The sequence below is a fragment of the Sinorhizobium sp. FG01 genome, from assembly GCF_002531875.1.
GTDB classification, from domain to species: Bacteria; Pseudomonadota; Alphaproteobacteria; order Rhizobiales; family Rhizobiaceae; genus Sinorhizobium; species Sinorhizobium fredii_C.
On sequence record NZ_NWTB01000004.1, the window covers coordinates 353,526 to 376,356 of the forward strand.

Below are 22,831 nucleotides of genomic sequence, written 5' to 3' on the forward strand. Positions count from 1 at the left end.
GAGGAGAGGGTTGCGCGCATTTCGCGTTGCCCGCCACATGGGGAACAACTCCTGATGACTATATCGCATTGGTCGGTTATCTCTTGGGCAGCGCGTGCGGCCGCAGGCCGCACGATCGACCCGGGGTCCGTGCGATGCTTGCCCTTGTTCCTGCCCTGTCCTTTGCCGCCGTCATCGGATCCGGACTTATGGCCGGGCTCTTCTTCGTCTTTTCCGTCTGCATCATGCAGGCGCTGCGGCGATTGCCGGCGGAGCAGGGCGTTGCTGCCATGAACGCGATCAACGTCGTGATCCAGAATCCGTTGTTCTTCGCCGCCTTCATGGGCACGGCGCTGCTCGGCGTGATCCTCATAGCTGCCGCTTTCATCTGGGGCGGGGAGGGGAGCTATCTCCTGGCGGCGGGCGGACTCGTCTACCTCGCCGGCACATTCGCGGTGACGATGGTCTTTAACGTTCCGCTCAACAACGCGCTGGCGAATGCCACTTCGGTCGAGGCCGCCACCGAAGTCTGGCAGCAGCGCTACTTGACCGATTGGGTCTGGTGGAACCATGTCCGCACGATCGCTTCGATAGCTTCGCTCGCCCTTTTCACGCTTGGCTTTCAACGCGGCTGAAGCCTAGGAAAGAGGACGATGAAACTGGGGAGGATCCAATGGCAGTCCGACGCATCGTGCCCAATCTTCAAGTATCCGATCCGCAACGCGCGCGCAGTTTCTATACGGATCTGCTTGGCCTCAACGTGGTGATGGATCACGGCTGGCTGGTCACCTTTGCGGCGGAAGGCGGATCGGCAATGCCGCAGGTCAGCTTTGCCATTGAAGGCGGATCGGGAACGCCGGTGCCGGCGCTCTCGATCGAGGTGGACGATGTCGACGAAGTCTATCGGCGCGCGAAGGCGGCCGGCATCGAAATCGTCTATGACATCACTGACGAACCCTGGGGTGTGCGACGCTCTTCGTGCGCGATCCGTTCGGCAACGTAGTCAATATTCTGACGCATTGATCGGGGGACGGCCCCCGCTCAATGGATCAGACGGTCGTCAGAGCGTTCGCGACGTCGGCGACGAGGTCGTCCGGGTGCTCGATGCCGATCGACAGGCGGATAGTCGATTCGAGCACGCCGATCCGGCGCCGCACCTCGATCGGCACGCCCGAATGAGTCATCGCCGCCGGGTGGCTCGCAAGCGATTCCGTGCCCCCGAGGCTGACGGCGAGCTTGAAGATCTGCAGGGCGTTCAAGAAACGGAAGGCTGCCTCCTGGCCGCCGGCGATGTCGAAGGAGAAGGTCGAGCCGGCGCCGGTGCATTGCGCGGCAAAGGTCCGCCCGACCGGCGAGGCTTCGTCGTGGAAGGGCAGATAGTGGATCCCTTCGACCTTCGGGTGGTCGCGCAGGAACTCGGCGACGATCCGGGCATTCTCGTTCGCCTTCTCCATCCGGACCGACAGCGTTTCGAGCGACCGGCCGAGCATCCAGCAGGAATGCGGGTCGAGCTGCGTGCCGATCGAGCCGCGCAGCGCCTTCACCTGTTTGATCAGCGCCTTCGAGCCGAGCACGGCGCCGGCGATCAGGTCGGAGTGGCCGCCGACATACTTGGTGAGCGAATAGAGCGACAGGTCCGCGCCGTGGTCGATCGGGTGCTGGAAGACCGGGCCGAGCAGGGTGTTGTCGCAGGCGACGATCGGCCTTTGCCCCTGTCTTTCGCCGATCTTTTCGGCAATGCGGCGGATCATCGCGACGTCGACGAGGCTGTTGGTGGGATTGGCCGGCGTTTCGACGAGGACCGCGGCGACCCGGCCCCTGCTCATGGCCTCCTCGGCGGCGGCGCTGACGGCCGCTTCATCGACGCCGTCGGCAAAGCCGACTGCGTGGATGCCGAGATTGAGAAAGGTCTTGGCGAGCAGCGTCTCGGTGCCGCCGTATAGCGGCTGTGAATGCAGGATTGCGTCGCCGGGCCGCACGAAGGCAAGCAGGGTCGTGGCGATTGCCGACATGCCGGAGGAGAAGAGCGCGCCGGCCTCGGCGCGTTCGTATATGGCAAGCCGATCCTCGACGATCTCGCTGTTCGGGTGATTGAAACGGGAATAGACGAGCCCGGCACCGACGCCCGCCGGCGGTTCGCGCCGTCCCGAGACGAAATCGAAGAAGTCGCGGCCTTCCTCGGCGGAGTGGAACACGAAGGTGGAAGTCAGGAACACCGGGGGCTTGACGGCGCCTTCCGAGAGCTCGGGATCGTAACCGTAGTTCAGCATCAGCGTCTCGGGATGCAGTTTGTGGTTGCCGATATGGGTCTTCGACGGATGCGGCGCGGTCATGGTTTCTCTCCCTGGGCGCTAGCGGACTCCACTATCCGCCAATTTATATCAAACGCCCGGGCTGATCCTTGCTATTTGCGATCACTTCGTTTTGATGAGCGCAAGTTTTTGCCGAGGTTACAGCAAGATGACGCAGAAAATTGCCGACGAGATGGATCGCCGCATCCTGAAGGAACTGGTCGCCGATGCCCGGATCACCAACAACGAACTGGCCGAGCGCGTCGGCCTTTCTGCGTCTCCCTGCCTCAGGCGGATCAGGCGTCTGGAGGAAACCGGCGTCATCCGCGGCTATACGGCGCTCGTCGATCCGGTCATCGAAGGCTGGACGATGACGGCGATCGCCACGGTCCGCCTCAGCCGCCAGCACGAGGACGAGATCGTCATGTTCGAAGAGGCGATCCGCGACTGGGACGAGGTGCTCGAATGCCACCTCGTCACCGGCTCGCGCGACTACGTGCTGAAGGTGATGAGTTCCGGCCTCGATCACTATGAGCGCTTCATCAAGGAGAAGATCGCCCGGCTGAAATGCGTCGCCTCGATCGAGACGAGCTTCGTGATGAACACGATCAAGGAAAGGAGGATCTAGCGCGTGACTGCCGCTCATCGTCGGGTTGTGCCGATTGACTGTGCGGGAGCGGAAGGCGACATTGCCGCAATGCGTCGCTTGGCTATCGGGCGACAAAGTGACAATGCCGCAGCGTGGAGGCCCGCCATGGAACACCTTCAACAGACGGACCTGTCGACGGCGACGCGGCCTGCCCCGCGCTATCTGGCAAACCTCTTGCGGTCCTTTTCGACGAGCGGCCTGCTTGTCGGCGTGATCTTTTTCGCGGTCTCGTTGACCCCGAGCCTCATTCCTCATCCCTATCTGATTCAGGCGGTGATTTCCGGCGCTTCGCTCGCCGCCGGCTACGCAATCGGGACATTCCTGCGCTGGCTCTGGTCCTTTTTCGAACTGCCCGAGCCAACGACGCGGCGGGCGCGCACGCTGAAGATCGCTGCCGCCATCGTCTGCATAGCGGCAGCTGCCGTGTTTCTCTGGCAGGCAGCCGGGTGGCAAAATACCGTCCGTGGCATCATGGGGCTTGAGCCCATCGAAAGCGCCGAGCCCATCAAACTCGGCCTCATAGCCTCCATGGTGTTCGCCGCTCTCATCTTCCTGGCACGGCTCTTCCGGTTCACCTTCAGCGTTCTTTCTCGCTGGCTGCAAGTTTTCCTGACGCGACCGATCGCCAACGCCCTTGGTGGGCTGGTCGCCCTCGCGCTCTTTTGGTCGCTGGCAAATGGCGTGATCTTCGAGTTCGCGCTTCGTGCCGCCGACAGTTCGTTCCAGCAGCTCGATGCGCTGATCGATCCCGACGTCGCGCCCCCGACCGATCCCGCCAAGACCGGCAGCGACGCGTCGCTGGTGCGCTGGGACGAGCTTGGGCGGCAGGGGCGGCAGTTTGTCGCCTCGGGGCCGACAGGCGCCCAGATCGGCGACTTCTACGACGGCGCGGCGTCAAACCCCGTGCGCGTCTATGTCGGGCTGAACTCCGCCGACACGGCGCCGGAAAGAGCGAAGCTGGCTTTGGAAGAACTGAAGCGCGCCGGAGGCTTCGAGCGCAAGTCGCTGATCGTCGTCGTTCCGACGGGCACCGGCTGGATCGATCCGGCAGCGCTCGATCCGCTCGAATATCTGCTGCATGGTGACGTTGCGAGCGTCGCGGTGCAATATTCCTACCTCACGAGTTGGCTGTCGCTGCTCGTCGAGCCGGGCTATGGCGCCGATGCGGCGAACGCGCTCTTCGACGAGGTCTACCGCTACTGGACCACGCTGCCGAAGGACCGGCGCCCCAAGCTCTATCTGCATGGATTGAGTCTCGGGGCAATGAATTCACAAGGGTCTGTCGATCTCTTCGATGTCATCAGCGACCCGTTCCAGGGTGCGCTCTGGAGCGGCCCGCCGTTTCAGAGCGGGCTGTGGCGCTCGGTAACGGCGGACCGCGTCGCCGGTTCGCCCGCCTGGCTTCCGCGCTACCGGGACAGTTCCATCATCCGCTTCACCAACCAGGAGAACGCGCTCGATATTCCCGGTGCGCACTGGGGCGCGATGCGGATCGTCTATCTGCAATATGCCAGCGATCCGGTGACCTTCTTCGATCCGCACGCCTTGTACCGCGAGCCGGACTGGATGAAGGCGCCGCGCGGGCCGGATGTTTCTCCGGCCTTGAATTGGTTTCCCGTCGTCACCGGCCTGCAGCTCCTCGCCGACATGGCTTTGGCCACGACCTCGACGATCGGTTACGGCCACGTCTACGCGCCGGAACATTATATCGACGCCTGGGTGGCGGTGACCGATCCGCAAGGGGTGACGGGAGAGGATGTCGCGCGGTTGAAGGCGGAGTTCAAGGGCAGGTTCTGATCTGCATTACGGCGTCGCCGAATTGGCGAGCAGCCCTTCCATCGCGCCGATGATCTTGCGGTGCTGGTGCGCGTGGCGGGTGCGAAGGCTCGTTGCCGCGTAGATGGCCTGCGGGATGACCGGCGCATCGGCGACCACGACCGCGGCCCCGTCGTTGGAAAGCCGCTCGGCTGTGGCGATTGTCAGATAGGCGGCGCCCCCGAGAGTGCGCAGCAGCCCGGTGATCGCCATGCTCTGCCCGGCGGCGAGCGAGGCAGCCGAGAGGTGCGGCAGCGCCAGCCGATGGGCACGGTCGAAGGCGGGCGAATAGCTGGAGCGGATATAGGTCTCGGGCTTCACGCCGGCCAGGTCGCCGGCCTCGGTGCTGACCAGCACGTAATGCAGTTCGCCGATCCGTTCGTAATGAAGGTCAGGCAAATAATGCGGTGTAAAGAGAAGCGCCAGGTCGAGTTCCCCGGCGGCAAGATCGCGATTCATCTGGTTCGAGTAATCCGCCTCCATATAGATTTCCGTTGCAGGCAATTCGCGCCGGATGGCCGCCACCCATTGGCCGGCAAATGCTTCCGCGAGATCGTGCTGGATGCCGAGCCGCATCGAGCGCTCCAAGGCGCCGGCGCTCGCGACTGCGCGCGTTGCCTCATGCCATTGATTCTGCAGGGCCTTCGCATAGTCGAGAAAGCGCAGGCCCGAGGCGGTCGGGACCGTGCCGCCCTTGTTGCGGGTAAAGAGCTTGCGGCTGAACTGGGCCTCGAGCGCCTTGATGCGGTGGGAAACCGTCGACTGGGTGATGTTCAGCCGCTCGGCGGTGCGGTTGAAATTCCGCGTCTCCATCAGATCCAGAAAGGTTTCGATCAGATCGACTTGCATCTTGGGGCTGCTCCTCACGCATGCTGCAATCAATCTAATCGAAAATGTCAATTAATAAAGCCGATTCTCCCTGCTTGATGGCCTCGGACTCCTCGTCAAATATCCCGTCAAAAGAGGGAATTACGCATGTCGAATTTGCCGTCTCACGCGCGTGTCGTCATTATAGGCGGAGGAGCGGTCGGCGCGTCCTCGCTCTACCATTTGGCCAGGGCGGGCTGGACCGATTGCGTGCTGCTGGAGAAGAACGAGCTCACCGCCGGCTCGACCTGGCATGCGGCCGGAAATGTTCCGACCTTCTCCTCCTCCTGGTCGATCATGAACATGCAGCGCTATTCGGCGTCGCTCTATCGCGAGCTTGGGCAGCTGATCGACTACCCGATGAACTACCACGTCACCGGGTCGATCCGTCTCGGTCATTCGAAGGAGCGGTTGCAGGAATTCAAGCGCGTCGTCGGCATGGGGCGCTACCAGGGCATGGACCTCGACATCCTGACGCCCGACGAGATGCGCAGCCGCTATCCCTTCCTCGAGACCCACCAACTGACGGGGGCGCTCTACGATCCCTATGACGGTGATATCGACCCGGCGCAGCTTACCCAGGCGCTGGCCAAGGGTGCGCGCGACATGGGCGCAAGAATCATCCGCTTCTGCCCGGTCGTGGCGGCACGGCGCGAGAACGATGAATGGGTGATCACCACGCCGCAAGGAGAAATCCGCTGCGAATATGTGGTGAACGCTGCCGGCTACTACGCGCGCGAGGTCGGCAAGATGTTCGGCCGCAACGTGCCTATGATGGTGATGAGCCATCAGTACATCCTCTTCGACGAGATCCCGGAACTTGCCGCCTGGTCGAAGGAGGCCGGGCGCAAGCTGCCGCTGCTCCGCGACGTCGACTCCTCCTACTATCTCCGGCAGGAGAAATTCGGCATGAATCTAGGGCCTTACGAGCGGAATTGCCGTGCCCACTGGACGGCGCCCGACGATCCGATGCCGGAGGATTTTTCCTTCCAGCTCTTCCCGGACGATCTGGAAAGGTTGGAATGGTATCTGAACGATGCGGTCGAGCGAGTGCCGATCCTCGGGACCGCCGGGCTTTCCCGGGTGATCAACGGACCGATCCCCTATGCGCCGGACGGAAATCCGCTGATCGGGCCCATGCCGGGCGTGCCGAACGCCTTCGAGGCCTGCGTCTTCACCTTCGGCATCTGCCAGGCGGGCGGCGCCGGCAAGGTGCTGGCCGAATGGGTGACGGAGGGCCAGACGGAATGGGACATGTGGTCCTGCGATCCGCGGCGCTACACCGACTATACCGATCAAGACTATTGCATCGCCAAGGGCAAGGAGATCTACGGCCATGAATACGCGATGCATTTCCCCAAACACTACTGGCCGGCCGGGCGTAACAAGAAGCTGTCGCCTATCCACGACCGCATCGCCGCGCTTGGCGCGCAGTTCAAGCCCTATAACGGCTGGGAGCGGGCCATGTGGTACGCGAAGCCCGGCGACGATATCTCCGACGCGGCGACGCAGACCTGGGGCCGCGAGGGCCCCTGGGCGAAGCGCATCGAGGAGGAGTGTTTGGCGGTGCGCGATGCTGCGGGTATTCTCGACCTGCCGGGTTTCTCGCGCTTTCGGCTGAAAGGTGAGGGTGCCCGCAAGTGGCTGTCCGAGCTCATCACCGGCCGCGTGCCGAAACCGGGGCGCATCGGCCTTGCCTATTTCGCCGATGAGAAGGGCCGCATCATCACGGAAATGTCGGTGATGGCGATCGAGGAGGATTTCTTCTTCCTGATCACCGCGGCGACGGCGCAGTGGCATGATTTCGAGTGGCTGCAGAAGCACCGTTCGGCCGATGCCGCCTTCGCGCTTGACGATGTGACCGCGAATTTCTCCTGCCAGATCCTCACCGGTCCGAAATCGCGCGACATCCTTGCCGAGGTTTCCGGTGCCGACCTTTCGAAGGGATGGCTGACGCATCAGACGGCTGAGATCGCCGGGCGCTATTGCCAACTCGTGCGAGTCTCCTTTGCCGGCGAGCTCGGCTGGGAAATCCACACCAAGGTCGAGGACACCGCAGCGATCTTCAATGCCGTCTGGGAGGCCGGCCAGAAACACGGCTTCAAGCCCTTCGGCATGGAGGCGCTCGACAGCCTACGCATCGAAAAGGGCTACCGCGCCTGGAAGGGCGACCTTTCGACCGACTACACCGTCCTTCAGGGCGGGCTCGAACGCTTCGTCGACTGGTCGAAGCCGAGCTTCAAGGGCAAGGCGGCGCTCGAGCGCGAGAAGCAGCGGGGTGCCATCAAGCGCTTCGTCACGCTGACGGTCGAGGCCAGCGAGTGCGATGCGCCCTATATGTCGACGCTCTGGTCGGGCGGCGAAGTGGTCGGCGAGACCACTTCCGGAAACTGGGGCTATCGCGTCAGCAAATCGATCGCGCTCGGCATGCTGCGTGCCGATCTAGCCGCGCCCGGCCAGGAAATCGAGGTCGAGATTTTCGGAGAGCGTTTCAAGGCAATCGTTCAGCCGGATCAGCCGCTCTGGGATCCCTCGAATGAAAGACTGAAAGCATGACGAAGCCCATCCCTGAAAAGGCCCGCGTGGTCATAATCGGCGGCGGCGTTTCCGGCTGTTCGGTCGCCTATCACCTGTCGAAGCTCGGCTGGACGGACGTCGTGCTGCTCGAACGCAAGCAGCTGACCTCGGGCACAACCTGGCACGCAGCCGGGCTGATCGGCCAGCTTCGCGCCTCGCAAAACATGACGCGGCTCGCGAAATATTCGGCCGACCTTTACGTCAAGCTGGAGGCAGAAACGGGCATCGCCACCGGCATGCGCCAGAACGGCTCTATCACCGTGGCGCTCACCGATGAGCGCAAGGAAGAAATCTACCGCCAGGCTTCGCTCGCCCGCGCCTTCGACGTCGATGTTCGCGAGATCACGTCCAGAGAGGTGAAGGAGATGTATCCTCACCTCAACGTTTCCGACGTCAAGGCGGCGGTGCACCTTCCGCTCGACGGGCAGTGCGACCCAGCCAACATCGCCATGGCGCTGGCCAAAGGCGCGCGGCAGCACGGCGCGACGATCATCGAAGGCGTGAAGGTCACGTCGGTGACGACGAAGGATGGCCGTGTGACCGGCGTCACCTGCGAGCAGAACGGCGAGAGCTTCACGATCGAGACGGAAACTGTCGTCAACTGCGGCGGAATGTGGGGCAGGGAACTGGCCCGCCAATTGGGCGTCACCGTTCCGCTGCACGCCTGCGAGCATTTCTACATCGTCACCGAGGCCATTCCGGGCCTCGCTCGCCTGCCGGTCCTGCGCGTCCCGGACGAGTGCACCTATTACAAGGAGGACGCCGGCAAGATGCTGGTCGGTGCCTTCGAGCTCAAGGCAAAGCCCTGGGGCATGGACGGCATCCGCGAGGACTTCTGCTTCGACCAGTTGCCGGAGGATTTCGACCATTTTGCCCCTATCCTCGAAATGGCCGTCAACCGGATGCCGATGCTGGAGACCGCGGGCATTCACACCTTCTTCAACGGTCCGGAGAGCTTTACGCCCGACGACCGCTACTATCTCGGCGAGGCGCCGGAGCTTAAAGGCTATTGGGTGGCCGCGGGCTACAACTCGATCGGCATCGTTTCGTCCGGCGGCGCCGGCATGGCGCTGGCGCAATGGATGAACGACGGCGAGCCGCCCTTTGATCTCTGGGAGGTCGATATCCGCCGCGCCCAGCCATTCCAGAAAAACCGCGCCTATCTCAAGGAGCGGGTGTCGGAGACGCTCGGGCTGCTCTATGCCGATCACTTCCCCTATCGGCAGATGGCGACGGCGCGCGGTGTCCGCCGCTCGCCGCTGCACGAGCATCTGAAGGCGCGCGGCGCCGTCTTCGGCGAGGTTGCCGGATGGGAGCGCGCCAATTGGTTTGCGAAAGACGGCCAGGAGCGCGAGTATCGCTATTCCTGGAAACGGCAGAACTGGTTCGATAACCAGCGGGCCGAGCATCTCGCCGTCCGCAATGGAGTCGGTCTCTTCGACATGACGTCGTTCGGCAAGATCCGGGTGGAGGGCCGTGATGCGCTTTCGTTCCTGCAGCGCCTCTGCGCCAATGAGCTGAATGTCGAAGCCGGTCGCATCATCTACACGCAGATGCTCAACGCCCGCGGCGGCATCGAGAGCGACCTGACCGTCACCGGGCTTTCGGAAACCGCCTTCTTGCTCGTCGTACCGGGCGCGACGCTGCAGCGCGATCTCGCCTGGCTGCGCAGGCATCTTCGCGACGAGTTCGTGGTTATTACCGATGTGACGGCTGCCGAAAGCGTGCTCTGTATCATGGGGCCGAAAGCGCGCGAACTGATGCAGAAGGTGAGCCCGAACGATTTCTCCAATCAGGCGCATCCTTTCGGAACGGCGCGCGAGATCGAGATCGGCATGGGCCTCGCCCGCGCCCACCGCGTCACCTATGTCGGCGAGCTTGGCTGGGAGCTCTACGTGTCGACCGATCAGGCGGCCCATGCCTTCGAGGCGTTGGAGGCCGCGGGGCAAGATGTCGGCCTTAAGCTCTGTGGCCTTCACACGCTCGACAGCTGCCGCATCGAGAAGGCGTTCCGTCATTTCGGCCATGACATCACCGACGAGGATCATGTGCTCGAAGCCGGTCTCGGCTTTGCCGTGAAGGCCGACAAGGGCGAATTCATCGGCCGTGAGGCGGTGCTTGCCAAGCAGGAGAAGGGCCTATCCCGCCGGCTGGTGCAATTCCGGCTCGCCGATCCGGAGCCGCTTCTCTTCCACAACGAAGCGATCGTTCGCGATGGCGAGATTGCCGGGACGATCACGTCCGGCAATTACGGCCACCACCTCGGCGGCGCGGTCGGCCTTGGTTACGTGCCCTGTAGCGGCGAGAGCGCCGCGGATGTGCTGGCGTCCAATTACGAGATCGAGATCGCTGGAACGCGGGTGAAAGCCGAGGCGTCGCTGAAGCCGATGTACGATCCGAAGGCGGAGCGGGTGCGGATGTAAGCGGCTTACTGCTAGATCAGGCGAAAAAGGATGGCCCCTCATCCGCCTGCCGGCACCTTCTCCCCGTCGTGACGGGGAGAAGGGACAAGCCGCGACGCCTCACCCTCACCCTCTCCCCGCGTGCGGGGAGAGGGTGAGGGTGAGGCGCAACGAGTAAGACGACGAACGCCATTGGGAGATGATGATGGCTGACGAATGCGCAGTTGCGGTTTCGAGACGGTCCGGCGGACGGGCGGCGCGTGTGGCGCTGCGCTCGTCACCGCTTGCGGAAAACATCCGACCGGTGCGCCCGGGTCTTTCCGGCGGCCAGTACAAACCGCTGACCGAGGCGGGTGTGAAGCGCATTCATGAGGCGGCGCTCGATGCGCTGGAGCAGATCGGCCTGGCCAATGCGCCGAAATCCGGCATCGAGATCATGACCGGCGCCGGCGCCATTCTCGGCGACGACGGGCGCATCCGCTTCCCGCGTGCGCTGGTCGAGGACATGCTGGCGATTGCCGCGCGTGACATTACGCTATACGCCCGCGATCCGAAGCAGGATCTCGAGCTCACCGGCACGCGTGTCTATTACGGCACGGCCGGGGCGGCGGTGCACGTTGTCGATGTCGAAAAGCGCGAATATCGCGAGTCGACCACCAAGGACCTCTTGAACGCCGCCCAACTCGTCCATCATCTCGACAATGTGCACTTCTTCCAGCGCGCCATGGTCTGCCGGGACATTCCCGACAATTTCCTGATGGACATCAACACGCTCTATGCCTGCTGCGCCGGCACCACCAAGCATGTCGGTACCAGCTTTTCCGATCCGTCGCATGTGGAGGGCTGCTTCGATCTGATCCACATGATCGCCGGCGGAGAGGACAAGTGGCGCGCGCGGCCCTTTGTCTCGAATTCCAACTGCTTCGTCGTGCCGCCGATGAAATTTGCGGAAGAGAGCTGCACCACGATGGAGAAGTGCATCCGCGGCGGCATGCCCATCCTACTGCTTTCGGCCGGGCAGGCGGGGGCAACCGCGCCGGCACCGCTCGCAACCGCGATCGTCCAGGCGGTCGCCGAATGCCTGGCGGGCGTCGTCTATGTCAATGCAATGTCGCCCGGTCATCCGGCCGTCTTCGGAACCTGGCCGTTCGTTTCAGACTTGAGAACGGGTGCGATGTCCGGCGGCTCCGGCGAGCAGGCGCTGCTGACGGCCGGCTGCGCCCAGATGCACCAGTTCTATCGCTTGCCGGGCGGCGCCGCCGCCGGCATTGCGGATGCGAAGCTTCCCGACATGCAGGCTGGCTGGGAACAGGCGATCTCCAACGTCATGGCGGGGCTCTCGGGCCTCAATATGGTCTATGAAGCGGTCGGCATGCATGCTTCGCTGCTCGGCTTCTGCCTGGAATCGCTGGTCCTCGGCGACGATCTGCTCGGCCAGGTGCAGCGCTGCATCCGCGGCATAGATGTGACCGAGGATTCCGTCTCGCTCGACACCATGCGTTCCGTCTGCCTCGACGGCCCAGGCCACTATCTCGGTCATTCCCAGACGCTGGGGCTGATGCAGACGGAGTACATCTATCCGGCGGTGGCCGACCGAACGAGCCCGAAGGAATGGGTGGAGATCGGCCGACCGGATCTCGTCGCCCGCGCCATCGAGAGGAAGAATCGCATTCTCGGCGAGGCCGCGCCGTCCGTCATTGCGCCCGAAATTGACCGTGCCATCCGCGAAAAATTCAGGATCTATTGCTGAAGAAGGCTCAGCCGCGCCGGTCGAAGTGCGTCCTGAGCGTCACATGTGTCTGGACGGTTGCGACACCCGGAATGATGGCGATCCGCCGCCGGATCATGTCGAGGTCATCGTTCGAATCGCATTCGACGAGCAGCATCAGGTCCGTCGCGCCGGCAAGTGACCAGCAACTGACGACGTGCGGCATGCCCGAAAGGTGCGGCACGACATGGTCGCAATTCTTACCGGGATGGAAGGCGACGGCAACAAGTGCGCGCACCATCGGGGCCTTCTGCTCTGCGCCGAGCCGGATCGTATAGGCGGCGATGGCGCCCCTGGTTTCAAGCCGGCGCAGCCGTTCATGCGTCGCACTGCGCGAAAGGCCGGCATGACGGGCAAGCGCCACCAGGCTCTGGCGAGAATCCTTGTGCAATGCCGCAAGCAGCAGGCGATCCTTCTCATCAAGTTCGGTCAATTCGTCGTCCTCGGCCGCCTGTGCCGGACAAATGTCCGGCGGGACGGCATCATGCCCAATGAAACCGCACGATAAGGCAGTTAGCGTCTCCGGACAACGAAGGAGCCGATCTCATGAACAGCTTGAAACTGCCGGAAAATGCCGTCCTGATCCCGATCGACATGCAGCGCGCCTTTGATGCGGCGCCCTGGCCGCCGCGCTGGAATGGACGCGTCGATGAAAACGGGCTGACAGTTCTCGCCGCCTGGCGCGCGGCGAAGCGGCCGATCATTCATGTGCGGCACGACAGCATCAAGGAAGGCTCGACGTTGCATCCAGAGCAGCCGGGCAACGCCTTTCGCCCAGGCTTCGGCCCGATGGGAGGGGAAAGCCTCGTCACCAAGAGCGTCAACGCGGCCTTCATCGGCACGGATCTCGATCTGAGGCTCAGGCGCCTTGGAGCCGATACCGTCGTGATGTTCGGCATCTCGACCGACATGTGTGTCTCGACCTCGGTGCGGGTCGCTGCCAATCTCGGCTATCGCGTGTTCCTCGTCGAAGACGCTTGCGATTGTTTCGATGTGGCGGATGGCGCGGGCGGCGTGATTGCGGCGCGGGAAATCCACCGTGCGCATGTGGCGACACTCAGGGCCGAGTTTGCCGACGTCGTGACGACTGGCGAATTGCTGAGCGCGCTCGGAGCTATAAAGGCGGCGTGATCATCGCGCCGTAGCACTCTTCGCCTCCACGATCCGATAGCTCCATCTGGGTGCCTTTGGGATCTCGTCCGGGCGGAAGGGAAAGGTGAGAAACGTCTCGAAGGGGCGGGTCTCGCCGCCGGGCACGCGCACCAGCACCAGCGCCGTGTCGTCGCCGACCCGCCTGCAGGCGCCTGCCGAGCAATCCTCGAGCGTGACCGTCAGGCGGAAATATTCCAGCGTGATTGCCGAGGTGTTTCTGGCCGTCCCATGCAGTCGATAGCTGCGCTCCGACTGGTTTCGCTCGAAGGCGAGGTTCTCGAGGACGATGTCTGAAGGAACGATCCCGGCCGGGGGCGGGGAGGGGGCGGGTGCAGCCGGTTCGGGTGTGCTTTCACTCAGCCAGATCAGAAAGGCGGCGGCAAGCCCCACGGCGACCGCAATGGAGAGGACGGGCTCTACCCAACTCCGAAAGCGGCCATAGCGGGCCGCGAGATACACGATCACCAGGCCCAGGAGTAACGCAATCACCCACAGCATAAAGACCCTCCTACAGCGGCGGCCGTCCACCAGGACGCGCAAGGGGTCGCTGTAGCGCTTTGAATTACTGCATGCTTTTTCCGCTAAATCGAATCCGATTTACATACTGTTCGAGCAAAGCTGGCATTGCCGCCCCGACCGAGCGGGGAAATCGCTACGACGCGCCTGCGTTCGTTCATTTCTTCAGGCTGATCCAGTAGGCCCCGTCGAAGGGAACAGCCGCAAAGCGCATCTTTTCGTTGCACCAGGCATGCGGACCGGCAAAGGCCGCCGACAGGCCCTTCGCCCCCGCGGCCTCCGGCATGCTGATGGAGCTGCCCGTCGTCACGGCGTCACCCGTCGTGGCGCCGTGAGCTTATCCATTGGGCGCTCGATGTCGCGCTTTTAGAAGCAGCGGTGGTTGGCTTGGCTGGGCATTGCAACTGCAGCCTTCTGGACAGTGAGCTTGTAAGATGAGCTATTCACTCATGATTATTGCGCGCGCAACAGGATTTTGTGAGAATCCACTCATGTTTTTGCGTTTGTGGGAAATGTGCAACAACACGCTGCGCGGGTGGCAAAGACGCTACCGCAGGGTACGGGCAATTAGCCGATCGGGGAAAACGCCCGCCGCCGGAGAGTGGCGACGGGCGGCGAGCATTTTCATCTGGTCTTGCTTGCCTACGACACGGGCGACAAGCGGCCTTATCCGTGGTTGATCATGATATGCCGAACGGCGGTGTAGTCCTCCAGCGCGTAAACCGACATGTCCTTGCCATAGCCTGACTGCTTGACGCCTCCATGCGGCATCTCGTTGGTCAGCATGAAATGCGTGTTGATCCAGGTGCAGCCATATTGCAGGCGGGAGGCGGCCCTCATCGCCTTGCTGATATCCTTCGTCCAGACGGAGGAGGCGAGGCCGTAATCGCTGTCGTTTGCCCAGGCGACGACATCGTCCGTGCCGGAGAAACGGGTGACCGACACGACCGGACCAAAAACCTCGCGGCGAACGATCTCGTCCTCCTGGGTGGCACCGGCGACGACCGTCGGCTGAAAGAAGAAACCGTCGTCGCTGCCCGTGCCGCCGCCGGTGGTGATCTCGATATGCTTCTGGTCTGATGCCCGCTCGACGAAGCTCGCGACGCGATCGCGTTGCCGCTTGGAGATCAGCGGTCCGATCTCGTTCTCGGTATCGTCGGCAAGGTTGTAGCGGATGGTCGATACGGCAGATGTCAGATCGGCGACGAGCTTGTCGTAGATACCGGCCTCCGCATAGATACGGCAGGCGGCGGTGCAGTCCTGGCCGGCATTGTAATAGCCGAAGGTGCGGATGCCGTTCACGACCGCTTCCAGATCGGCGTCGTCATAGACGATGACCGGCGCCTTGCCGCCGAGTTCGAGATGGGTGCGCTTGACCGTCTTGGCGGCGGCGGTGAGCACCTTCTTGCCGGTGGCGATATCGCCGGTGATCGACACCATCGAGATCTTGGGATGGTTGATCAGCGCATTGCCGACCGTCTCGCCGCGGCCAGCGATGACATTGACGACACCCTCGGGAAGAATATCGGCCAGCAGCCGCGCAAGCTTCAGCGCCGTCAGCGGCGTCTGTTCCGACGGCTTGAAGACGACGGTGTTGCCACCGCCGATTGCCGGCGCCAACTTCCAGGCCATCATCATCAGCGGATAGTTCCAGGGGGCGATCGAGCCGACGATGCCGATTGGGTCGCGGCGGATCATCGAGGTATGGCCCGGAAGATATTCACCCGCCGTGGGCGCGTGCAGGTTGCGAACCGCGCCCGCGAAGAATCGCCAGCAATCGATGATCGCCGGTAGTTCGTCATTCTTCACCGCGTTGATCGGCTTGCCGCAGTTCAAGGCTTCGAGTGCTGCGAAGTCGTCGGCGTTCCTCTCGATCGCGTCGGCGATCTTCAGCAGATGGTTCGAGCGTTCCGCAGGCGTCGTCTGCGACCAGGTAACGAAGGCGCGTTCGGCCGCGTCGACGGCGGCGTCGATCTGCGCATGGGAGGCTTCGGCGAGGTCGATGATCCTGGCGCCCGTCCGCGGGTTCAGGATGTGCTCCTCGGCCTCGGTCCCGGCTTCGAAACGAGATCCGATCAGGAGTTGGGTGTCCATGTCTGTTCTCCCTTTATGTTCGATATTATTTGCCGGCGCCGGCGATCTGGTCGCCGTCGCGGGTGAGGTAATAGGCGCCGAGGATCGGCAGGAAGGTGACGATGACGACGATCATCGCGACGACGTTGGTCACCGGCCGCTGGCGCGGGCGGATCAGCTCTTCGAGCATCCAGATCGGCAGGGTTGATTGCTGGCCGGCGGTGAAGGTCGTCACGATCACCTCGTCGAAGGAAAGCGCGAAGGCGAGCATGCCGCCGGCAAGCAGCGCCGTGCCGATGTTCGGCAGGATCACGTAGCGGAACGTCTGGAAGCCGTCGGCGCCGAGATCCATCGAGGCCTCGATCAGCGAGCCGGAAATCCGCCGCAAGCGGGCGATCGCGTTGTTGTAAACGACGACGATGCAGAAGGTGGCGTGGCCGAGCACGATCGTCCAGAACGAGAACGGGATGTCCGCGATCGAGAAGGCCGAGCGCAGCGCAATGCCGGTGATGATGCCGGGAAGCGCGATCGGCAGGATGACCAGCAGCGACACGGTTTCGCGGCCGAAGAAGCGCGTCTGGCTGACCGCGGCGGCGCAAAGGGTGCCGAGGACGAGTGCCGCGGCGGTGGCGACCGCGGCGACCTTGACGGAGAGGGTGAGAGCCGCCCAGACATCCGGCCGGTTCCAGGCGACGGCAAACCATTGCGTCGTCAGCCCCGGCGGCGGGAACTGATAGGTCTTTTCTTCCGTCGTGAAGGCATAGAGGAAGATCAGCAGGATCGGCAGGTGCATGAAGGCAAGGCCGGCGGCTGCGGCAATCTTCAGGCCAAGGGGCGCGCGATTCATCTTCTCAGAGCGCATCGAAGGCCCCCATGCGTCTGGCCATCCAGAGATAGGCGCCCATGATGACGATCGGCACGACCGTGAAGGCGGCGGCGAGGGGGATGTTGCCGGCCGTGCCCTGCTGGGCGTAGACCGCCTGGCCGATGAAGAGCCGCGACGAACCGACGATCTGCGGGATGATGTAGTCGCCGAGAGTCAGCGAGAAGGTGAAGATGGAGCCGGCGACTATGCCTGGCAGTGCCAGCGGAAAGAGCACATGGCGGAAAGTCTGCGCCGGCGTACCGCCGAGGTCGGACGAGGCTTCGACTAGGTTGGCCGGCACGCGCTCCAGCGCCGCCTGGATCGGCAGGATCATGAAAGGCATCCAGACATAGACGAAGACGATGAAGGTGCCCGTGTAACTGACCGACAGCGAATTGCCGCCGACGACCGGCAGCGAAAGCCAGGCATCGAGCAGCCAGAGAAGGTTCAGCTTCTCGAAAAACCAGGTGAGGATACCTTCTTTCGCAAGGATCAGCTTCCAGGCGTAGACCTTGACGAGATAGCTCGACCAGAGCGGCAGCATGACCGCCAGATAGAAAAGCGCCTTCCATTTGCCGCGCGCGTAGCGGGCCGCATAATAGGCGATTGGAAAAGCGATGAACGCCGAGACGAGCGTCACCAGTGCCGCCATCGAAACGGTGCGCAGGATGATGTCGAGATTGGCTTCGCTGAACAGCTGCCGGTAGGTCGCAAGCGTGAACTCGTAATTGATGAGTCCGGAAAACTCGTCGATCGAGAAGAAGCTCTGGAGAAGCAGCGCGAAAAGCGAGCCGAGATAGCCGATGCCGAGCCACAGCAAAGGCGGCCCGAGCAGCACCGTCAGGAGCAGAGGCGGGTGCCGCCAGAAGAAGTCCGAGAGACGGCCGGTTGTGCTGCGGCGCTCCGGAAGGACGAAGCTTTCGGCAACAATCGTCATGCGTCCTCCATCGGGTGAAGGTCGCGGGCGGCGAAGCTGATCGTGACCGGGCTGCCCATCGCGGGCACGCTCTGCGCCGCGGGACTGGCGACGGCAATGCGGTTGCCGTCGACATCGACGACAATCCGGTTGGTCGCGCCGAGAAAGCTGCGGCCGGCGACGATGCCGGAGAGGCTGAGGGCGCCGTCCGCCGCCGGCGCGAGCGCAACCGACTCCGGCCGAAGGCTCGCGAAGGAGGATTTCAGACCGAGCCTCTGGCAGAGCTTGGCAGAGAGCACGTTCGACGAGCCGACGAAATCGGCGACGAAGCGGGTCTTCGGCTGGTTGTAGACCTCTTCCGGCCGCCCGAGCTGCTGGATCCGGCCTTCGTTGAAGACGGCGATCCGATCGGCCATCGACAATGCCTCGCCCTGGTCGTGGGTGACGAAGACGAAGGTGATGCCGAGCGATTTCTGCAGGCTCTTCAACTCCTCCTGCATCTGCTCGCGCAGCTTCAGATCGAGCGCGCCGAGCGGCTCGTCGAGAAGCAGCACCTTGGGGTTGTTGACGAGGGCGCGGGCGAGTGCCACCCGCTGGCGCTGGCCTCCGGAAAGCTGACCGGACCGGCGCGCGCCGTAGCCGGGCAGCTTGACCATGGCGAGCGCATCTTCCGCGGCTTTGCGTCTTTCCTCGCGGCCGACTCCTTTGACCATCAGCCCGTAGGCGACGTTGTCGAGAATCGAGAGATGCGGGAAGAGGGCATAGTCCTGGAAGACGGTATTGACGCTGCGGCGGTAGGGCGGCACGCCCTCGGCGGTTTCGCCGAAGATCTCGATATGGCCCGTCTTCGGCTGCTCGAAGCCGGCCATCAGTCTCAGGCAGGTCGTCTTGCCCGAGCCGGAGGGCCCGAGCATCGCGAAGAATTCGCCCTCGGCGATCGAGAGGTTGACGCAATCGACGGCGCGCACCGCACCAAAATGGCGGGAAACATTGTCGAAGAGAACGGCGGTGGTCATGGAAATGCTCCGGGATTCTGGCCCCTCATCCCGCTGCCGCGACCTTCTCCCCCGCGAGCGGGGAGAAGGGACCTGCGGTCGGTGCGGCATGCAGGATCGACTCCCTCCCCCTTGTGGGGAGAGTTGGGGAGGGGACTTTGAGACGAACCTCTCCCGGCCCTTTGGGCCACCCTCCCCACAAGGGGGAGGGAAAGCGGCGGTTTACCGGCCGCCGATCACGCCGATATAGTCGGACACCCAGCGGTGATAGGGCACGCATTCGCTCTGGCTTGCGCACCTGGCCACGGGCGTCTTCCAGAACTTGACCTTCTCAAAGTCGTTGTAGCCGTTGGTGGCGCAGCCCTCGTCGGTCAGGAGCTCGTTGCCCTTGCAGGCGGCGCCAACGGAGGGGTTGGCGCCGAACCAGGCGGACACGTCGCCCTGGACCTTCGGCGAGAGCGTGTGCTCCATCCACATATAGGCGCAGTTCGGATGCTCGCTCTCGGCATGCAGCATGGTCGTATCCGCCCAGCCGGTTACTCCTTCTTCCGGAATGACCGAGGAGATCGGCAGCTTCTCGGCCTGCATCAGGTTGACCTGGAACGGCCAGGAGCCGGACGCGACCACGCCTTCGTTCTTGAAGTCGTCTATCTGGATCATCGCATCGTGCCAATAGCGGCCGACTAGCGTGCGCTGCACGCGAAGCAGGTCGAGGGCCGCCTTGTACTGGTCCTCATTGAGCTCATAGGGATCCTTGATGCCGAGCTCCGGCTTGTGGGCCATCAAGTAGTTGGCCGCGTCGGCGACGTGGATCGGACCGTCATAGGCCTGGATGCGGCCCTTGTTGGACTTGCCGTCAGGCAGCGTCATCTCCTCGAAGACGACATTCCAGCTTTTCGGCGGCTGACCCTTGAAGGCTTCCGTGTTGTACATCAGCACGTTCGGGCCCCAGACATAGGGCGTGCCGTAATGGACGTCGTTGACCGTGTGCCAGGGCGCGTTCTGCATGCGCTCGTCGATGGTCTTCCAGCTCGGAATGAGGCTGGTATTGATCGGCTGGACGCGCTTGCCGGCCACCAGCCGAAGCGAGGCGTCGCCGGAGGCGGTGACGAGGTCAAAGCCGCCCTCGTTCATCAGCGCCACCATTTCGTCGGAAGTGGCGGCGGTCTTGACGCTGACCTTGCAGCCGGTCTTCTTCTCGAATTCGGTGACCCAGTCGAAGTTCTTGTCGGTCTCGCCGCGCTCGATATAGCCGGGCCAGGCTACGATAGAGAGCTCGCCCTCACCCTGGCCGAGCTCCTTTTGCGGCTCCAGGGCAAGTGCCGGGGCAACGAGGCCGAGCGTAAGGGTAAGCGCCGTGCAGGATTTCAACATCTGCTTCATTGAAGTCTCCCCAGTTATGCCGCGTCCGCGGCCTTGTTCCCTGGGATGAAGCGTGCCTCTATTTCTCCGTATTCGCAAATTCATTAATCAGAATGGCGTTATCGGTTTTCCCGATATCAATTCACCGTGGACGGGCACTGCGAAGGGCTTCGGCGATGCCGACGAAATCGCGCGCCGATTGCGGCAGGCTTGACCCTTTGCGCCACACCATGCCGACCTGCACGACCGGCAAGGCGCCGGAAACGTCGCGGCTCTCGATACGGTCTCCTTCGAGCGACCAGGGGCGATAGACGAGGTCCGGCAAAAGCGCGATGCCGGCGCCGGTGGCGACCAGGCTTCTGACCGCCTCGACCGAGCGGGTGCGGAAGGCGACATGCGGCCGGGCGCCGAGCGCCGTCAGCAGCTTGCCGGTGTTTTCCTCGATTTCGTCGACCGTCAGCATGATCAGCGGCTCCCTGGCGATATCCTCGACCGAGATGATGTCGGCGCTGACGAGCGGATGGCCGATCGGCAGCCAGAGCCGGTAAGGCGAGGTTTCGAGGATTTCCGCCTGCAGCGCCATCCGGTCGCGCAGGTTGGAGATCACCATCACGGCGACATCCAGCTCGCCGCCGACCAGCAGGTGCTCGAGATAGGAGCCGTTGTCCTCGATGGCACTCACCTCGACTCCGGGGCAGGCGCGGCGATAGCGGGCCAGCAGGTCGGAGAGCACGTAGCCGGCGACGAGCGAGGTGACGCCGAGATTAAGCCTGCCGCCGCGCTCCTCGCGGCTATCGGAGAAGCTGCGCCGCGCATCGGACACATCGGCGAGAATCTTCGTCGCATGACGGAGGAACTGGTGACCGTTATGGGTGATCGACAGGCCGCGCGGATGCCGGTCGAAGAGCTCGACGCCAAGATCTGTCTCCAACTCCTTGATCGCTTCGGTGATCGATGACTGCGAGATCGACAGGTTCTGCGCTGCGCGGGTGACCGTGCCCTGTTCGGCGACAGCGACGAAATATTGCAATTGCCTGAGTGTGAATGCCATGAGCGAATTAACACCGGGCGACAAGCGGATGGCAAGCCGGCCGATGCAGCGCCACGATTTGGCGCAGCTGGTCGTGCGTGGCGGCAGGCCGGTGCTAAGGTGGGCTCAAGGGAGCGCAGGATGGATTCGAGACGATCAAGACCGATGCCGACGGAGCGCGAAATCCTGGCATTCCACGAGCGCTGTGAGGCGTTCTACCCGGCCGATGCCGTGACCGCTTCGATCTCACAACAGCGACAATGGTACGACGCTCTGTGTGCGGAGTTCGACGCGCCGTCGCCGGAGGGGCTGACAAGGCGCGATGCGCTTGTAGCCAGGCGGATTCCGATCCGGCACTATCGGCCGGCGGAGGTCGCGACCGCGGTGCGCGTGCTCTATATCCATGGTGGCGGCTTTGTCGTCGGCTCGCTCGAGAGCCATGATGCGATCTGTGCCGAGCTTGCGCATGGAGTGCGGGCTGAGCTGATTTCGGTGGACTATCGGCTCGCGCCGGAGCATGTCTGGCCGGCGGCTTTCGATGACTGTTCCGCCGTGCTCGAAAGCCTGCTTGCCGATGGTCGGCCGCTCGTCGCTGTCGGCGACAGCGCCGGCGGCAATCTGGTTGCGGGCATCGTGCTCAAGGCGAGGGCCAGAGGGCTATCCGGCATTATCGGCCAGGCGCTGGTCTATCCCGGCCTCGGCGGCGATCTCGTTAGCGGTTCCTATGCCGAGATGGCGGAGGCGCCGGGCCTGTCGACGACCGACGTGGCCTATTATCGCGAGGTACTGAAGGCCCCGGCCGACGATGTGTTCGCCTACCCGTTGAAAGCGGCCGAACTGTTCGATCTGCCGCCCACCTATATCACCGGGGCGCACTTCGATCCCTTGCGGGACGATGCGCGAGGCTATGCGGTGCGCCTTGCGCAGGCAGGCGTGGACGTCACCTATCGCGAAGAGCCGCAGATGATCCATGCCTGGCTCCGGGCACGGCACATGAGTCCAGGCGCCCGCGAAGGGTTTGACCATCTGGTTCGTGGTGTGGCACGGCTGGTTGGGGCCCCTCTGAGGCAACCATGAGCGGAGACACCGATCTGCGGCACCTGCTCGGCGGGATGAACCCGATCCTGGGCGAAGGCGAGTATGTCTACTGCACGGTCGAGGGCGATGCCGCGTTCTGGTTTGCCCTTGAACCGATCGGCACCTTCCGCGAGGTGGAGGGGTTGACGCTGATACTCGAACGCTCGAAGGCCGATGCGGCCAGACTTTCCTACGGCCCGGTGCTGCGACAGATAACGCTCAGCGTTCATTCCGCACTTGAGGCGGTGGGTTTGACGGCGGCTGTTTCAGCGGCACTCACTCGGGCCGGCATCAGTGCCAATGTCGTGGCCGCGTATTATCACGACCACATCTTCGTGCCGGCGGCGGATGCGGAGCGGGCGCTGGAGGCGTTGCAGGAATTGAGCCGCGAGACCAACGGAATTCAGTGACTTTGCCCCTCACCCGAGCCCGGTCGCGACGGGGGAGGAGACACCGTCGCGGGCGCCGCACTTTCCATCTTCACAGGCGCGGAATGG

The 22,831-nt window shown here is 63.4% G+C and carries 20 protein-coding genes and 1 pseudogene; 10 read left to right on the forward strand and 11 right to left on the reverse strand.

Translation table 11 applies throughout. The features are described 5' to 3' along the window. The first annotated feature begins 134 nt into the window (after positions 1–134). Positions 135–614, forward strand: coding sequence for an anthrone oxygenase family protein (locus CO656_RS07170; RefSeq protein WP_097525282.1), 480 nt, complete (start codon positions 135–137; stop codon positions 612–614). Positions 615–652: 38 nt separating this feature from the next. Next, a pseudogene (locus CO656_RS07175) lies at positions 653–1,002 on the forward strand (glyoxalase superfamily protein). A 26-nt stretch (positions 1,003–1,028) separates the two neighbouring features. Here the strand turns inward: CO656_RS07175 and CO656_RS07180 are convergent. After that, the gene (locus CO656_RS07180; protein ID WP_037415202.1) at positions 1,029–2,312 is read right to left on the reverse strand and encodes a cystathionine gamma-synthase family protein; all 1,284 of its coding nucleotides are present in this window, start codon (positions 2,310–2,312) and stop codon (positions 1,029–1,031) included. Between the two features lie 127 nt (positions 2,313–2,439). Here CO656_RS07180 and CO656_RS07185 point away from each other — a divergent pair, with 127 nt between their 5' ends. Further along, on the forward strand, positions 2,440–2,898 hold the full coding sequence (locus CO656_RS07185; protein ID WP_097525283.1) for an Lrp/AsnC family transcriptional regulator: 459 nt from the start codon (positions 2,440–2,442) through the stop codon (positions 2,896–2,898). 126 nt (positions 2,899–3,024) lie between these two features. After that, positions 3,025–4,716 carry an alpha/beta-hydrolase family protein gene (locus CO656_RS07190; protein WP_097525284.1) on the forward strand — a complete coding sequence of 564 codons (1,692 nt, stop codon included), beginning with the start codon at positions 3,025–3,027 and terminating at the stop codon, positions 4,714–4,716. A gap of 6 nt (positions 4,717–4,722) precedes the next feature. Here CO656_RS07190 and CO656_RS07195 read toward each other — a convergent pair whose 3' ends face one another. Beyond that, positions 4,723–5,583: a LysR family transcriptional regulator gene (locus CO656_RS07195; RefSeq protein ID WP_037415210.1), complete on the reverse strand. Its 861-nt coding sequence runs from the start codon at positions 5,581–5,583 to the stop codon at positions 4,723–4,725. A gap of 126 nt (positions 5,584–5,709) precedes the next feature. Here CO656_RS07195 and CO656_RS07200 point away from each other — a divergent pair, with 126 nt between their 5' ends. From CO656_RS07200 to CO656_RS07210, 3 genes are all read left to right on the forward strand, one after another. Continuing rightward, on the forward strand, positions 5,710–8,157 hold the full coding sequence (locus CO656_RS07200) for an FAD-dependent oxidoreductase (RefSeq protein ID WP_097525285.1): 2,448 nt from the start codon (positions 5,710–5,712) through the stop codon (positions 8,155–8,157). After that, the gene (locus CO656_RS07205; RefSeq protein ID WP_097525286.1) at positions 8,154–10,601 is read left to right on the forward strand and encodes an FAD-dependent oxidoreductase; all 2,448 of its coding nucleotides are present in this window, start codon (positions 8,154–8,156) and stop codon (positions 10,599–10,601) included. Before CO656_RS07200 ends, CO656_RS07205 begins: the two co-directional genes overlap by 4 nt. A gap of 184 nt (positions 10,602–10,785) precedes the next feature. Further along, positions 10,786–12,330: a trimethylamine methyltransferase family protein gene (locus tag CO656_RS07210; RefSeq protein WP_176536493.1), complete on the forward strand. Its 1,545-nt coding sequence runs from the start codon at positions 10,786–10,788 to the stop codon at positions 12,328–12,330. A gap of 7 nt (positions 12,331–12,337) precedes the next feature. Here CO656_RS07210 and CO656_RS07215 read toward each other — a convergent pair whose 3' ends face one another. Then, entirely contained in the window at positions 12,338–12,781 is a 444-nt protein-coding gene (locus tag CO656_RS07215) for an Lrp/AsnC family transcriptional regulator (RefSeq protein ID WP_234819730.1), read from the reverse strand. A 113-nt stretch (positions 12,782–12,894) separates the two neighbouring features. Here CO656_RS07215 and CO656_RS07220 point away from each other — a divergent pair, with 113 nt between their 5' ends. Beyond that, on the forward strand, positions 12,895–13,479 hold the full coding sequence (locus CO656_RS07220; RefSeq protein ID WP_097525288.1) for a cysteine hydrolase family protein: 585 nt from the start codon (positions 12,895–12,897) through the stop codon (positions 13,477–13,479). On the opposite strand, the gene CO656_RS07225 is transcribed toward CO656_RS07220, so the two are convergent. From CO656_RS07225 to CO656_RS07255, 8 genes are all read right to left on the reverse strand, one after another. Beyond that, positions 13,480–13,998, reverse strand: coding sequence for a hypothetical protein (locus CO656_RS07225; protein WP_097525289.1), 519 nt, complete (start codon positions 13,996–13,998; stop codon positions 13,480–13,482). 175 nt (positions 13,999–14,173) lie between these two features. Continuing rightward, positions 14,174–14,326 (reverse strand): hypothetical protein, encoded by a 153-nt coding sequence (locus CO656_RS30175; RefSeq protein WP_157213155.1) that lies wholly within the window; start codon positions 14,324–14,326, stop codon positions 14,174–14,176. Between the two features lie 356 nt (positions 14,327–14,682). Further along, the gene (locus tag CO656_RS07230) at positions 14,683–16,110 is read right to left on the reverse strand and encodes a gamma-aminobutyraldehyde dehydrogenase (protein ID WP_097525290.1); all 1,428 of its coding nucleotides are present in this window, start codon (positions 16,108–16,110) and stop codon (positions 14,683–14,685) included. Between the two features lie 25 nt (positions 16,111–16,135). Next, complete coding sequence (locus CO656_RS07235; protein WP_097525291.1) at positions 16,136–16,951, reverse strand: ABC transporter permease; 816 nt, start codon at positions 16,949–16,951, stop codon at positions 16,136–16,138. Further along, positions 16,941–17,891: an ABC transporter permease gene (locus CO656_RS07240; RefSeq protein WP_037415239.1), complete on the reverse strand. Its 951-nt coding sequence runs from the start codon at positions 17,889–17,891 to the stop codon at positions 16,941–16,943. The genes CO656_RS07235 and CO656_RS07240 overlap by 11 nt, the downstream gene beginning before the upstream one ends. Then, positions 17,888–18,886 (reverse strand): ABC transporter ATP-binding protein, encoded by a 999-nt coding sequence (locus CO656_RS07245; RefSeq protein WP_037415242.1) that lies wholly within the window; start codon positions 18,884–18,886, stop codon positions 17,888–17,890. Before CO656_RS07245 ends, CO656_RS07240 begins: the two co-directional genes overlap by 4 nt. A 201-nt stretch (positions 18,887–19,087) precedes the next feature. After that, complete coding sequence (locus CO656_RS07250) at positions 19,088–20,248, reverse strand: ABC transporter substrate-binding protein (protein WP_097525292.1); 1,161 nt, start codon at positions 20,246–20,248, stop codon at positions 19,088–19,090. A gap of 121 nt (positions 20,249–20,369) precedes the next feature. Beyond that, positions 20,370–21,278 (reverse strand): LysR family transcriptional regulator, encoded by a 909-nt coding sequence (locus tag CO656_RS07255; protein ID WP_037415247.1) that lies wholly within the window; start codon positions 21,276–21,278, stop codon positions 20,370–20,372. 120 nt (positions 21,279–21,398) lie between these two features. Here CO656_RS07255 and CO656_RS07260 point away from each other — a divergent pair, with 120 nt between their 5' ends. Together CO656_RS07260 and CO656_RS07265 are read left to right on the forward strand one after the other, a co-directional pair. After that, the gene (locus CO656_RS07260; RefSeq protein WP_097525293.1) at positions 21,399–22,334 is read left to right on the forward strand and encodes an alpha/beta hydrolase; all 936 of its coding nucleotides are present in this window, start codon (positions 21,399–21,401) and stop codon (positions 22,332–22,334) included. Then, positions 22,331–22,744, forward strand: a complete 414-nt coding sequence (locus tag CO656_RS07265; protein ID WP_097525294.1) for an ACT domain-containing protein — start codon at positions 22,331–22,333, stop codon at positions 22,742–22,744. Before CO656_RS07260 ends, CO656_RS07265 begins: the two co-directional genes overlap by 4 nt. Positions 22,745–22,831 lie beyond the last annotated feature (87 nt).